The organism is Ensifer soli, assembly GCF_041928815.1.
Classification (GTDB): domain Bacteria; phylum Pseudomonadota; class Alphaproteobacteria; order Rhizobiales; family Rhizobiaceae; genus JBHFEI01.
On sequence record NZ_JBHFEI010000002.1, the window covers coordinates 298,831 to 312,278 of the forward strand.

The window sequence follows — 13,448 nt, forward strand, 5'->3', positions numbered from 1 at the left end:
CCGGAACGGCGATCCGGCGGGGCTTGCCAGAACGGTCGCGTTGCGGCCAGAATGTCGTCGTGCTTTCGAACGGAAGGGGAGCCCGATGGCGGTCCATGGCAGTGCGGGATGGTCGCGGCGCGGGTTTCTGGCCGCGATCGCGTCGACGGCGGTTGTCCGGCCTGGCGCGGCGCGGGCAGCCTTTCCCGCCGTCGATGCCACCTTCATTTTCGCTTCCGACGTCCATGCTTGCCTCGTCTCCGCCGATGCGCTTTCGCCGAACTGCGCGGCGGAGGGCAAGACGGATGCGAACCTGCTGAAGCACGTCGCCGCGCTCAACGCCGTCGACACGAAGGTCTGGCCGGCCGAGATCGACGGCCGGCCGACCGGGCTTGCCGGCGCCGGGATGCCGATCGCTACGCCGCTCGGCATCGTCATGGGCGGCGACATGACTGACGACGGCGGCGGCCAGGTCAAGGTGCCCGGCGAGGGTCACCAGCTGATGCAATATGCCAGCCGCTACCAGCAGGGCGTCGGCCCCGACACCGTGCATGTTCCCGTCTATGACGGGCTCGGCAACCACGACCTCGACCAGGACGGCGCGCCGCCCCATCCCGACTGGTATCGCCGTGAACTGCGCGATTTCGTCGAGCTCAACCACCGCTCCACCGTGTTCTACAAGCCGCCGGTGCCGGTGGCGGACTACGACACGCTCTCCGACAATTATTCCTGGGACTGGGGCGGACTGCATCTCGTCCAGTTGCAGCGTTTCGGCGGCGACACGCGCAAGGGCGCGGTGAGCGGGCTCGACTGGCTGAAAGCCGACCTCGCCCAGACGGCTTCGGACGGGCGCCCGGTCGTGCTCTTCCAGCATTACGGCTGGGACGCCTTCTCCACCGAGCGCTGGGATCCGGCGCGCAACACTTTCGACGACGAGGGCGCCGGCGATCCGCACTGGTGGAGCGAGGCGGAGCGGGCGGCCCTCATCGACGCCGTCAAGGGCTACAATGTCGTCGGCATCTTCCACGGCCACGAGCATCCGACGCCGATGATCTACCGCCATGCCGGCATCGACATCGTCAAGCCGGTGGCGAGCTTCCTCGGCGGCTTCGCCCTCGTGCGCGTCACCAATGCCTTCATGGACATCGCTCTGGCGACGGCGAAGGACGGCGGCGGGGTCGAGTTCACCACCGCCTTCGGCAAGCGCTTTTCCTGATCGCCGATCCGCCATGCGCGGCGTCCGGAACGGCGTGCGGAAAAATCTGATTTACGTACATCAGAAATTCCTCTAAGCGTCTCAGCCGGAGGAAACATGCGTCCCACGGTTCACGACATCGCCGCCAGCGCGGGCGTCAGCCTCGCCACCGTCGACCGGGTGCTGAACGGCCGGCCGGGGGTGCGCGCCGCGACCCGGGCCCGCGTCGATGCGGCGATCGCGACGCTCGGCTATGTCCGCGACGTCGCGGCGGCGAACCTTGCCAAGGGTCGCCTCTATCCGCTGACCTTCATCCTGCCCGACAACGACAACTCCTTCATGCGCGGGCTCGCGGCGGAGGTGGAGGATGCCGCCCGCCGCTCGCCAGCCGAGCGCACGGTGATCCGCATCGAGCGCGTGCCCGCCTTCGATGTCCAGGCCCTCGTTTCCGCCCTCGACCGGGTGCGCGAGCAGAAGCCTGCGGGCGTCGCCTTCGTCGCCGTCGAGGCGCCGGAGATAGTGGCTGCGGTGCGGCGGCTTGCCGGCGCCGGCATTCCCGTCGTCACCCTCGTCTCCGACCTGCCGGGGTCCGACCGCGCCCATTATGCCGGCGTCGACAACATTGCCGCCGGGCGCACCGCCGCCGGCCTGCTTGGCCGCTTCGTCGGCCCGGCGCCGGCCTCCCTTGCCGTGCTTGCGGGCTCGATGCTCGTGCGCGACCATCGCGAGCGGCTCGACGGGTTCTCGGGCGTGATCGGCGCGGAATTTCCCTGGCTGACGATCCTCCCGGTGATGGAAGGGCAGGACAACTCGGCGCGGTCGGAGGCGCTCGTTGCCGACATGCTCGCCCGTCATCCCGGCATTGCCGGTCTCTACAGCCTCGGCGCGGGAAATCGCGGCCTCATCGCGGCACTGACGGCGCGTGGCGGCGGCGCGCCGATCCGGGTCGTCGCCCACGAACTGACGCCGCATGTGCGCGCGGCCCTGGTCAGCGGCCTGTTCGACGCTGTCCTCAACCAGGATGCCGGCCACGAGGTGCGCAGCGCCATCCGCGTGCTGAAGGCCAAGGCCGACGGCGTGGCGCCGATCGAGGCGCAGGAACGCATCCGCATCGACATATTCCTGAAGGACAACCTGCCCGCCTGACGCGGGCGGCGGAACCGTAAAGAAGACAAGGGAGACCACCATGTATCTCGGGCTCGATCTCGGCACATCCGGCGTCAAGGCGATGCTGATCGACGACGGACAGGCGATCATCGGATCCGCCTCCGGTAGCCTCGACGTGTCGCGGCCCCATTCCGGCTGGTCGGAGCAGGACCCGGCCGACTGGATCCGCGCCACCGAGGAGGCGATCGCCGGCCTCAAGGCCGCCCATCCGGCCGAACTTGCCGCCGTGCGCGGCATCGGCCTTTCCGGGCAGATGCACGGCGCGACGCTGATCGATGCGAACGATGCGGTGCTGCGCCCCTGCATCCTCTGGAACGACACGCGCAGCCATGCCGAAGCCGCGGCGCTCGATGCGGACCCGCAGTTCCGCGCCCTGACCGGCAACATCGTCTTCCCCGGCTTCACCGCGCCGAAACTCGTCTGGGTGAAGAACAACGAGCCGGAGATCTTTGCGAAGGTCGCCAAGGTGCTGCTGCCGAAGGACTATCTGCGGCTCTGGCTTGCCGGCGAGCACATCTCGGAAATGTCGGATTCGGCCGGCACGTCCTGGCTCGACACCGGCAAGCGCGCCTGGTCGCAAAGCCTGCTCTCCGCCACCGGCCTCGACGAAGGCCAGATGCCGCGCCTCGTCGAGGGCACGCAAGCCGCGGGCACGCTGAAGCCGGAGCTCGCGGCGAAATGGGGCATGGGCGCGGGCGTCGTCATCGCCGGCGGCGCCGGCGACAATGCGGCGTCGGCCGTCGGCATGGGCACGGTGGCGGAAGGCTCGGCCTTCGTCTCGCTGGGGACGTCGGGCGTGCTCTTCGCCGCGAACGGCAGCTACCTGCCCAATCCCGAAAGCGCCGTGCACGCCTTCTGCCATGCGCTGCCGGACACCTGGCACCAGATGGGCGTGATCCTGTCGGCGACCGACGCGCTGAACTGGCATGCCGGCGTCACCGGGAAAAGCGCGGCTGAACTTTCCAATGAGCTTGGCGACAGCCTGAAGGCGCCGACCGGCGTCACCTTCCTGCCCTATCTTTCCGGCGAGCGCACGCCGCACAACGACGCGGCGATCCGCGGCTCCTTCACCGGGCTCGGCCACGAATCGGGCCGCGCGGTGTTGACTCAAGCCGTGCTCGAGGGCGTCTCCTTCGCGATCCGCGACAGCCTGGAGGCGCTGAAGGCCGCCGGCACGACGCTGACCCGCGTTACGGCCATCGGCGGCGGCTCGCGCTCGCGCTACTGGCTGTCCTCGATCGCCACGGCGCTGAACCTTCCGGTCGACCTGCCGGCGGACGGCGATTTCGGCGCGGCCTTCGGCGCCGCCCGGCTTGGCCTGATCGCCGCCACAGGTGCCGATCCGGCCGCGATCTGCACGCCGCCCGCGACCGACGCGACGATCGCGCCCGAAGCGGCGCTGACGGCGGCCTATGACGACGCCTATGCCCGTTATCGCCGCCTCTACCCGGCGCTCCGCGGCATTCACTGATCCATCATTCGCAAACCCTTGAGGGAGAACATCCGATGAGCACAGGCTTCTTCGGCGATATCGGCAAGATCCAGTATGAAGGCCCGGAGAGTACCAATCCGCTCGCCTTCCGCCATTACAATCCGGATCAGGTGGTGATGGGCAAGCGGCTGGAGGACCATCTCCGCTTCGCCGTCGCCTACTGGCACACCTTCGTCTGGCCGGGCGGCGACCCCTTCGGCGGCCAGACCTTCCTCAGGCCCTGGTTCGACGACACGATGGCGGCGGCGAAGCTGAAGGCCGACGTTGCCTTCGAGTTCTTCTCGCTGCTCGGCGCGCCCTTCTACTGCTTCCACGACGCCGACGTGCGGCCCGAGGGCAAGGACTTCGTCGAGAACACCCGCAACCTCAACGAGATCGTCGACTACTTCGCCGAGAAGCAGGCGGCGACCGGCGTCAAGCTGCTCTGGGGAACGGCGAACCTCTTCTCCAACCGCCGCTACATGGCCGGCGGCGCCACCAATCCGGATCCGGACGTCTTCGCCTTCGCGGCTGCGACCGTGAAGACCTGCCTCGATGCGACCCATCGCCTTGGCGGCGACAATTACGTGCTCTGGGGCGGGCGCGAGGGCTACGAGACGCTGCTCAACACCGATATCGGCCGCGAACTCGACCAGCTCGGCCGCTTCGTCAACCTCGTCGTCGAATACAAGCACAAGATCGGCTTCAAGGGCCAGATCCTGATCGAGCCGAAGCCGCAGGAGCCGACCAAGCACCAGTACGACTACGACGTCGCCACCGTCTACGGCTTCCTCAAGCGCCATGGGCTGGAAAACGAGGTCAAGCTCAACATCGAGCAGGGCCATGCGATCCTTGCCGGCCATTCCTTCGAGCATGAACTCGCGCTCGCCAACGCGCTCGGCGTGTTCGGCTCGATCGACATGAACCGCAACGACTACCAGTCCGGCTGGGACACCGACCAGTTCCCGAACAACGTGCCGGAAATGGCGCTCGCCTATTACCATGTGCTGCAGGGCGGCGGCTTCACGCAAGGGGGCACCAATTTCGACTCGAAGCTGCGCCGCCAGTCGATCGAGCCGGACGACCTGCTGATCGGCCATATCGGCGGCATGGATGCCTGCGCGCGCGGCCTGATCGCGGCGGCGAAAATGCTGGAGGACGGGGCGCTCTCGACGCCGCTTGCCGCCCGCTATGCCGGCTGGGAGCACGAGGAAGCGCAGAAAATGCTGAAGGGCGGCTATTCGCTGGAGCAAATTGCCGCCTATGTCGAAAGCCACGGCGTCAATCCGCAGCCGCGGTCGGGCCGGCAGGAGCTCCTGGAAAACATCGTCAATCGCTACGTCTGACGAAAGGGACGGGGCGAGGCAAGCCGCGCCCCTTCCATCCCCAGGGATCGCGATTGCTCCGGATGTCGCCATGCGGCGGCATCCGGGGATCCGTCCTGAAAGATCCTATCGTTTCAAGGGCATGGAACGGTTCCGACCTTGTAGGCCACGGCTGCGTGGTGCCTGCTTCGACTTTCGTCGCATCGGCCGCGGGGCGGCAGGCATGTCTTTGTTAACCTTGCGCTTCTATTCTGGCGTCCTATCGCGCCCTTCCGGCGGCATGAGGCCGCATCCCCTCGCGCGGATGTTTTCTTCACGACCTGCCAGGATGCCGTGCAATGTCGAATGCCGACTCGAAGACCCGCCAATTGAACGACCGCCTGCAATTCGTGGATATGGGTGAGGCGCAGCGCGCCGCGCTCAGCCGCAACCAGCCGGTCGTCGCCGCGGCGATCGGGCCCGCGCTCGATGCCTTCTACGCCAAGGTGAAGGCGACGCCGGAGACCGCGCGCTTTTTCTCGAGCGACGGCCATGTCCAGGGTGCGAAGTCGCGCCAGGCGAAGCACTGGGAGACGATCGCCTCGGGAAGCTTCGACAGCGGCTATGTCGACAGCGTCACGACGATCGGCAGGACCCATGCCCGGATCGGCCTGGAGCCGCGCTGGTATATCGGCGGCTATGCGCTGGTGCTCGAGAACCTTGCCAGGGCCGTCATCGAGAAGCATCTCGAAGGCTTTCTCTATCGCGGCAAGGCGCAGGCGATCAGCACGGATGTCGGAGCGGTGGTCAAGGCGGCGCTCGTCGACATGGACTATGCGATCACCGTCTATCTCGACGCGCTGAAGGAAGAGCGCGACCGGGTCGCCGAGGAGCGCAACGCGCTGCAACGCCAGCAGGAACAGGCACTGTCCGCCGTCGAGGCCGCGCTGAAGCGGCTTGCCACCGGCGACCTGACGAGCACGATCGACGAGACGCTGGCGCCGGAATTCCAGGGGCTCAAGGCGAATTTCAATTCGGCGATCCGCATGCTCGACCAGGCGCTCGGCTCGATCGTCTCGGCCGCCGAGGAGACGGCGAGCAATTCCGGCGAGCTGGTCTCCGCCACCGACGACATGGCCAAGCGCACCGAGCAGCAGGCCGCGGCCCTCGAGGAGACCGCCGCCGCGCTCGAGGAGATCACCACGATTTCCAAGCAAGCCGCCGCCCGCACCGAGGAGGCGCGCGGCATCGTGCGCACCGCCACCGAGGAGGCGAAGAAGTCCGGCGAGGTCGTCGAGGAGGCGGTGAAGGCGATGAGCGCGATCGAGGACTCCTCGCGCAAGATCACCCAGATCATCGGCGTCATCGACCAGATCTCGTTCCAGACCAACCTTCTGGCGCTGAATGCCGGCGTGGAAGCGGCGCGCGCCGGCGATGCCGGCAAGGGCTTTGCCGTCGTCGCGCAGGAAGTGCGTGAACTGGCGCAGAAATCGGCGAGCGCCGCCAAGGAGATCAAGTCGCTGATCGACCAGTCCTTCGAGGACGTCGTGCGCGGCGTATCGCTCGTCAACAGGACCGGGGAGGCGCTGCACCAGATCGGCGACCAGGTCGTGCACATCAACGATCACATCGCGTCGATCGCCGGCTCGGCGCGCGAGCAGTCGGCGGGCATCACGGAAATCAACGCGGCCGTGACCAGCATGGACCAGGTGACGCAGCGCAACGCCGCGATGGTCGAGGAGGCGAATGCCGCGACTCACAGCCTGATGCGGGTCAGCACCACCCTCAAGGATCTCGTCGCCCGCTTCCGCGTCAGCGGCGGTGCCGGCGCATCCGGCCATGAGCGCCAGTGGCGCCGTTCCGCCTGAAAAGCCACAGGAAAGGCATGACGGCGCCGAAGGCATGGCCCGCGGGGCGCGGCATGCCGATGTTCGTTGAATGGCGACGCGTGTCGCGCGGTCGCGTCCCGGTCGGCGGCTTCGTCCCTCGGCTTTCCCGGAAGAAACTACGCGAAGGCGCTTGCCAAATCCCTTGGGCTGCGATTTCTTGAGGTACGTACCCGATATTTTCGCGGGCCCGGGGAGGGGCCTGCCCATGGGAGGAAGTTGCAGATGAAGACGATCAAGGGCCCGGCGCTGTTCCTGGCGCAGTTCGCGGGCGATGCGGCGCCGTTCAATTCCTGGGATTCGATCACCAAATGGGCGGCCGATTGCGGCTATGTCGGCGTGCAGGTGCCGAGCTGGGACGGGCGGCTGTTCGATCTCGGCAAGGCGGCCGCGTCGAAGGCCTATTGCGACGAGCTTGCCGGGCAGGCGCGCGCCAACGGCGTCGAGATCACCGAGCTTTCCACCCATCTCCAGGGCCAGCTCGTCGCCACCCATCCGGCCTATGACGAGGCCTTCGACGGCTTCGCGGCGCCTGAGGTGCGCGGCAACCGGCAGGCGCGGCAGGAATGGGCGGTCGAGCAGGTGAAGCTCGCGCTGACCGCCTCCCGGAACCTCGGCCTCGGCGCGATGGCGACCTTCTCCGGCGCGCTCGCCTGGCCCTTCGTCTATCCCTGGCCGCAGCGGCCCGCCGGCCTCGTCGAGACCGCCTTTGACGAACTCGCCCGTCGCTGGCGGCCGATCCTCGACCATGCGGAGGACTGCGGCGTCGACGTCTGCTACGAGATCCATCCCGGCGAGGACCTGCATGACGGCGTCACCTACGAGATGTTCCTGGAGCGCACCGGCAACCATGCCCGCGCCAACATGCTCTACGACCCCTCGCATTACGTGCTGCAGGCGCTCGACTACATCGACCATATCGACATCTATCGCGACCGCATCCGCATGTTCCACGTCAAGGACGCCGAGTTCAATCCGACCGGCCGGCAGGGCGTCTATGGCGGCTTCCAGAGCTGGGTGAACCGGGCCGGCCGCTTCCGCTCGCCGGGCGACGGGCAGGTCGATTTCGGCGCGATCTTTTCCAAGATGGCGGCGAACGATTTTGCCGGCTGGGCCGTGGTCGAGTGGGAATGCTGCCTGAAGCATCCCGAGGACGGCGCGCGCGAGGGGGCGGAATTCGTCCGCGGGCACATCATCCGGGTGACGGAAAAGGCCTTCGACGATTTCGCCGACGGCGGCACGGACGAGGCCGCCAACCGGCGGATGCTCGGCATCGCCTGACCGTTGCCACGGGCGTGTGTCGCCCGCCGGCGGCGCAAGGCCGTTGATCCGCGCGGGCCGGCAATGTCTACTGCCGGCCGCAGAGGGATTCGCACGCACAACCAGAATCGAGGAGACCCAAGGGATGGCAATCGAAGGCAGCGCGGCGCCGGCGCGGGAGCGGCGCATCAGGCTCGGCATGGTCGGCGGCGGGGCGGGCGCCTTCATCGGCGCCGTGCACCGCATCGCCGCCCGCCTCGACGATCATTTCGAACTGGTCGCCGGGGCCCTCTCCTCGACGGCGGAGAAGGCGGCCGCCTCCGGCCGCGAGCTCGGCCTCGATCCGGCCCGCACCTATGCCGATTTCCGCGAGATGGCGATCCGCGAGGCGCGGCTGAAGGACGGCATCGAGGCCGTCGCCATCGTCACGCCGAACCACGTCCACTACGAGGCGGCGAAGGAATTCCTGAAGCGCGGCATCCATGTCATCTGCGACAAGCCGCTGACGGCGACCCTTGCCGATGCGAGGAAGCTGAAGGAACTTGCCGAGAAGAGCGAGGCGCTCTTCGTTCTCACCCACAACTACACCGGCTATCCGATGGTGCGGCAGGCGCGCGAGATGGTCGCGAGCGGCGATCTCGGCGCGATCCGGCTGGTGCAGATGGAGTATCCGCAGGACTGGCTGACGGAGAACATCGAGGCGAGCGGCCAGAAGCAGGCGGCCTGGCGCACCGATCCGGCCCGCTCCGGCGCCGGCGGATCCACCGGCGACATCGGGACGCATGCCTACAATCTCGGCGCCTTCGTTTCCGGCCTCGAACTCGCCGAACTCGCCGCTGACCTCGACAGCTTCGTTCCCGGCCGGGCGCTCGACGACAATGCCCATGTGCTGATGCGTTTCAAGGAGAAGGACGGCGTGCGGGCGAAAGGCATGCTCTGGTGCAGCCAGGTCGCGCCCGGTCATGAGAACGGCCTGAAAGTGAGGGTCTACGGCACGAAGGGCGGGCTCGAATGGGTGCAGGCCGATCCGAACTACCTCTGGTTCACGCCGCTTGGCGAGCCGAAGCGGCTGATCACCCGGGGTGGCGCCGGGGCGGGGGCGGCGGCCGCGCGCGTGACGCGCGTCCCCTCCGGGCATCCGGAAGGCTATCTCGAAGGCTTCGCCAATATCTACAGCGAAGCGGCCCGGGCGATCCACGCACGGCGCAAAGGCGAGGCGCCCGATCCGGCCATCGTCTATCCGACCGTCGATGACGGGCTGAAGGGTATGGTCTTCGTCGATGCCTGCGTCCGCTCGTCGAAGAAGAACGGGGCCTGGACCAAGGTCTGAGGGCGGACACCCGGCGGGCGGGCGGCGTCACGCCGTTTGCGGAGGGCGCGCATCGCCCGTCACATTTCCATGCAAGACGAAGACGGGCGGATGTCGGTGGCACCGCCCCTGAAGGAGAATGCCATGACCGAGATGAACACGCTTGCCGATCGCCTGCCCGGCGATTTCCTGTTCGGCGTCGCGACGGCGGCCTTCCAGATCGAGGGGGCATCGAAGGCGGACGGGCGCAAGCCTTCGATCTGGGATGCCTTCTCCAACATGCCCGGCCGCGTCTACGGCCGCCACAACGGCGACGTCGCCTGCGACCACTACAACCGTCTCGACGCGGATCTCGACCTGATCGCCTCGCTCGGCGTCGGTGGCTACCGTTTCTCCATCGCCTGGCCGCGCATCGTCCCGGAGGGCACCGGGCCGGTGAACGAGAAGGGGCTCGACTTCTACGACCGCCTGGTCGACGGCCTGAAGCGGCGCAACATCAAGGCCTTCGCCACGCTCTACCACTGGGACCTGCCGCTGGCGCTGATGGGCGACGGCGGCTGGACCGCACGCGCGACCGCCTATGCCTACCAGCGCTACACCCGCACCGTCATCGACCGGCTCGGCGACCGTCTCGACGCGGTGGCGACCTTCAACGAGCCCTGGTGCTCCGTCTGGCTCAGCCACCTGATGGGCGTGCATGCGCCCGGCGAGCGCAGCATGGACGCGGCGCTTCACGCGCTGCACACGACGCTTCTCGCCCACGGCCTCGGCATCTCGGCGATCCGGGCCTCGCGCCCCGGCCTTGCCGCCGGCATCGTCTTCAACCCGATGCAGATCTATGCCGGCAGCGACACGGAGGCGGACCGCGCCGCCGCCGAGCGCGCCTTCGATTTCCACAATGGCGCCTTCTTCGGCCCGATCTTCAACGGCGCCTATCCCGAGCGATTCCTCTCCGCGCTCGGCCATCGCATGCCGGCGATCGAGCCCGGCGACATGGAGACGATCCGCCAGCCGCTCGACTGGTGGGGTGTCAACTATTACACCCCGATGCATGTCGCGGCCGATACGTCGGAGACGGCGGAGTTTCCCGCCACCGTCGATGCGCCGCGCTTCGTCGAGGAGGAGACCGACATCGGCTGGGAGATCCACGCCCCCGCCCTCGGCGACCTGATCCGCAAACTCAACGCCACCTATGCGCTGCCCGAGTGCTACATCACCGAGAACGGCGCCTGCTACAACATGGGTGTCGAGAACGGCGTCGTCGACGACCAGCCGCGCCTCGACTATATCGCCGCCCATCTCTCCGTGACGGCGGACCTGATCGCCGAAGGCTATCCAATGCGCGGCTATTTCGCCTGGAGCCTGATGGACAATTTCGAATGGGCCGAGGGCTACCGCATGCGCTTCGGCATCGTCCATGTCGACTACGAGACGCAGGTGCGCACGATCAAGAAGAGCGGGCTTTGGTACAGCGAGCTCGCGCGCCTTTTCCCGAAGGGCAACCACGCCGCCGGCGCCTGACAACCGACGGCGGCGACGCCCGAGCGTGCCGAGGGTCACGCCACCCTGTCGTGTGTCGCCGCGGTTTGCGCCCGCAGGCTGCCGGCGTAAACACTTTGGCATGATTTGCATGGCATGCTCCGGCCCTTGTCGGAGTTCACCATGGCGATGGCGCGACTGTCCATACCGGGGATCACGCGGCTGAAGCGGCAGACGGCCGTCTTCCTGCTGCTCTCCGCCTTCGCGCTCGTCGTCCTCGGCATGACGAGCGTGATCCTCGTCTCCCTGCAGACGATCGCCAGCCGCAGCGACGAATTGGAGGCGGAGCGGTCGCGCCAGACGGTGAGCGGCGCGCTTACGAGCGCGCGCCAGCAGATGGCGACGACGATCCGCGACTATTCGATCTGGGACGATGCCGCCCGCGCCGTCTACGGGCCGCAGCGGGATGCCTGGACGATCGAGAATTACGGCTTCGAGGATATGTCGTCCGGCCTCTTCGACACCGCCTATCTGGTCGACGCCGGCGCACGGCCGCTGCTCGCCTACCGCGCCGGCGAACCCTTCGCCCTTTCTCCCACGGCGCTGATGCCCGAGGATTTTCCCCCTCTCTTCGCCAGGGTGGCCGCCAAGGGGGCGGCCGTCAATGCGCTGGCCGCGCGCTTCGTGCGCACCCGTTTCGGGGTCGCCGTCGCCGGTGTCGCCCCGGTGCTGCCGGCGACCGCGGCGGAGCAGGCGCCGACCGCCGCCGGCCTGCGCTACCTGGTGTTCATCCGCCATCTCGATGCCGCCTGGGTACGGCAGATGTCCGAAACCTATGGCGTCGGCGGACTGATGCTGGCCGCGTCGCCGCTGCCGGAGATGACATCCGCGCCGGTCGTCGGTCACGAAAACGCGCCGATCGCCTATCTCTCCTGGACGGCGCTGCGCCCCGGAGATCTCAGCTACCGCCAGGTCCGCCCCTATGTCCTTTCCGTCATCGCCGTTGCCGGCACCTTCACCTTCCTGCTGATCATCGCCGGCGCGCGGGTGGTCGACAAGCTCGGCGAGGACGAGCGGGCGGCGCGCCATCTGGCGATGACGGACCGGCTGAGCGGGCTTAAGAACCGCACCTCGCTCTTCCTCGAACTCGAGAGGATGATCCTGGCGGCGCGGCGCAGCGGCGAGCGCGTCCATCTCTTCTACCTCGACATGGACGGCTTCAAGGAGGTCAACGACATCTACGGCCACGCGACCGGCGACCGGCTGATCCGCAGCGTTTCTGCGGGACTGACCCACCTCGTGCCCCCGACGGCGGTGCTCGCCCGGCTCGGCGGCGACGAATTCGCGATCGCCGCGAGCGCGGGGGCGGGGGGCGCGCGTCCGCCCGAACTTCCGGCGATGATCATCGAGTTCTTCGCGGAGCCCTTCACGCTCGGCGAGCATGTCGTCCATGTCGGGGCGAGCGTCGGCCTCGCCGAATCGCCGGCCGGCGCCGTCGAGGCTGAGGAATTGCTGCGCCGCGCCGACATCGCCATGTACCGCGCCAAGGGCGAGGGCAAGGGCCGGGCGATCGCCTACGTCGCGGAGATGGATGCCGACCTCATCGCCCGCAGGACGATGGAGACGGCGCTGCGCCAGGGGCTCGACGGCGGCGAATGCTACGCGGTCTACCAGCCGCTGGTCGACGCCCGCAGCCGGCGCATCGTCGGCGTCGAGGCGCTGCTGCGCTGGACCTCGGCGTCGCTCGGCCCCGTCTCGCCCGATGTCTTCGTTCCGGTCGCCGAGGCCGCCGGCCTCGTCGACCGGCTCGGCGACCTGGTGCTGCACGATGCGCTGGCGCTCGGCCAGCGCTTCCCGCTGCTCGGGCTTTCCATCAACATGTCGCCCGCTCAGCTGCGCAATCCCCATTTCGCCGAAACGATCGCGCGCGCGCTCGCAGAAAGCGGCGTGGCGCCCGAAAGGGTGACGCTCGAGGTGACGGAAGGCTACATGATCGGCAATCCCGAGCGGGCGCGCCTGGTGTTCGAGGCGCTGGCCGCCATCGGCGTCAAGATCGCCCTCGACGACTTCGGCGCCGGCTTCTCCAGCATCGGCTATCTCCGCCAGTTCCGCTTCGACCGGCTGAAGCTCGACCGCTCGCTTGCCGCCTCGCTCGACGCGCTGCCGCGGGCGCGCAGCCTGTTGCGCGCGACGCTGGCGCTTGCCGCCTCGCTCGGCATCCCGGTGACGGCCGAGGGCATCGAGACGGAGGAGCAGGCAAAGGCCGTCACCCAGGCCGGTTGCAACCAGCTGCAGGGCTATCTCTTTTCCAGGCCGCTCGATGTCGAGCGCCTGGCGGCGCTGCTTGCGGAGCAGGAGAGGAGCGAGCGGCGGCTGGTCTCCTGACCCCGTCGACGCG

Annotated in this window: 9 protein-coding genes; all 9 read left to right on the forward strand. The window is 68.1% G+C overall.

Annotation, left to right across the window (positions count from 1 at the left end; translation table 11 throughout):
* Window positions 1–85 precede the first annotated feature (85 nt).
* Window positions 86–1,195 carry a metallophosphoesterase gene (locus ACEVQ6_RS04110; protein ID WP_374887627.1) on the forward strand — a complete coding sequence of 370 codons (1,110 nt, stop codon included), beginning with the start codon at window positions 86–88 and terminating at the stop codon, window positions 1,193–1,195.
* A 96-nt stretch (window positions 1,196–1,291) separates the two neighbouring features.
* Complete coding sequence (locus ACEVQ6_RS04115) at window positions 1,292–2,320, forward strand: LacI family DNA-binding transcriptional regulator (RefSeq protein WP_374887628.1); 1,029 nt, start codon at window positions 1,292–1,294, stop codon at window positions 2,318–2,320.
* A 40-nt stretch (window positions 2,321–2,360) separates the two neighbouring features.
* Window positions 2,361–3,812: a xylulokinase gene (xylB, locus tag ACEVQ6_RS04120; protein WP_374887629.1), complete on the forward strand. Its 1,452-nt coding sequence runs from the start codon at window positions 2,361–2,363 to the stop codon at window positions 3,810–3,812.
* A 35-nt stretch (window positions 3,813–3,847) separates the two neighbouring features.
* The gene (gene xylA, locus ACEVQ6_RS04125) at window positions 3,848–5,158 is read left to right on the forward strand and encodes a xylose isomerase (protein WP_374887630.1); all 1,311 of its coding nucleotides are present in this window, start codon (window positions 3,848–3,850) and stop codon (window positions 5,156–5,158) included.
* A gap of 317 nt (window positions 5,159–5,475) precedes the next feature.
* Window positions 5,476–6,984: a methyl-accepting chemotaxis protein gene (locus tag ACEVQ6_RS04130; RefSeq protein ID WP_374887631.1), complete on the forward strand. Its 1,509-nt coding sequence runs from the start codon at window positions 5,476–5,478 to the stop codon at window positions 6,982–6,984.
* 243 nt (window positions 6,985–7,227) lie between these two features.
* Window positions 7,228–8,283, forward strand: a complete 1,056-nt coding sequence (locus ACEVQ6_RS04135) for a sugar phosphate isomerase/epimerase family protein (RefSeq protein ID WP_374887632.1) — start codon at window positions 7,228–7,230, stop codon at window positions 8,281–8,283.
* A gap of 124 nt (window positions 8,284–8,407) precedes the next feature.
* The gene (locus ACEVQ6_RS04140; RefSeq protein WP_374887633.1) at window positions 8,408–9,592 is read left to right on the forward strand and encodes a Gfo/Idh/MocA family protein; all 1,185 of its coding nucleotides are present in this window, start codon (window positions 8,408–8,410) and stop codon (window positions 9,590–9,592) included.
* Between the two features lie 123 nt (window positions 9,593–9,715).
* A complete protein-coding gene (locus tag ACEVQ6_RS04145) occupies window positions 9,716–11,092 on the forward strand; it encodes a GH1 family beta-glucosidase (protein WP_374887634.1) in 1,377 nt (458 codons plus the stop codon).
* Window positions 11,093–11,233: 141 nt separating this feature from the next.
* Entirely contained in the window at window positions 11,234–13,435 is a 2,202-nt protein-coding gene (locus ACEVQ6_RS04150; protein WP_374887635.1) for a putative bifunctional diguanylate cyclase/phosphodiesterase, read from the forward strand.
* Window positions 13,436–13,448: the final 13 nt, after the last annotated feature.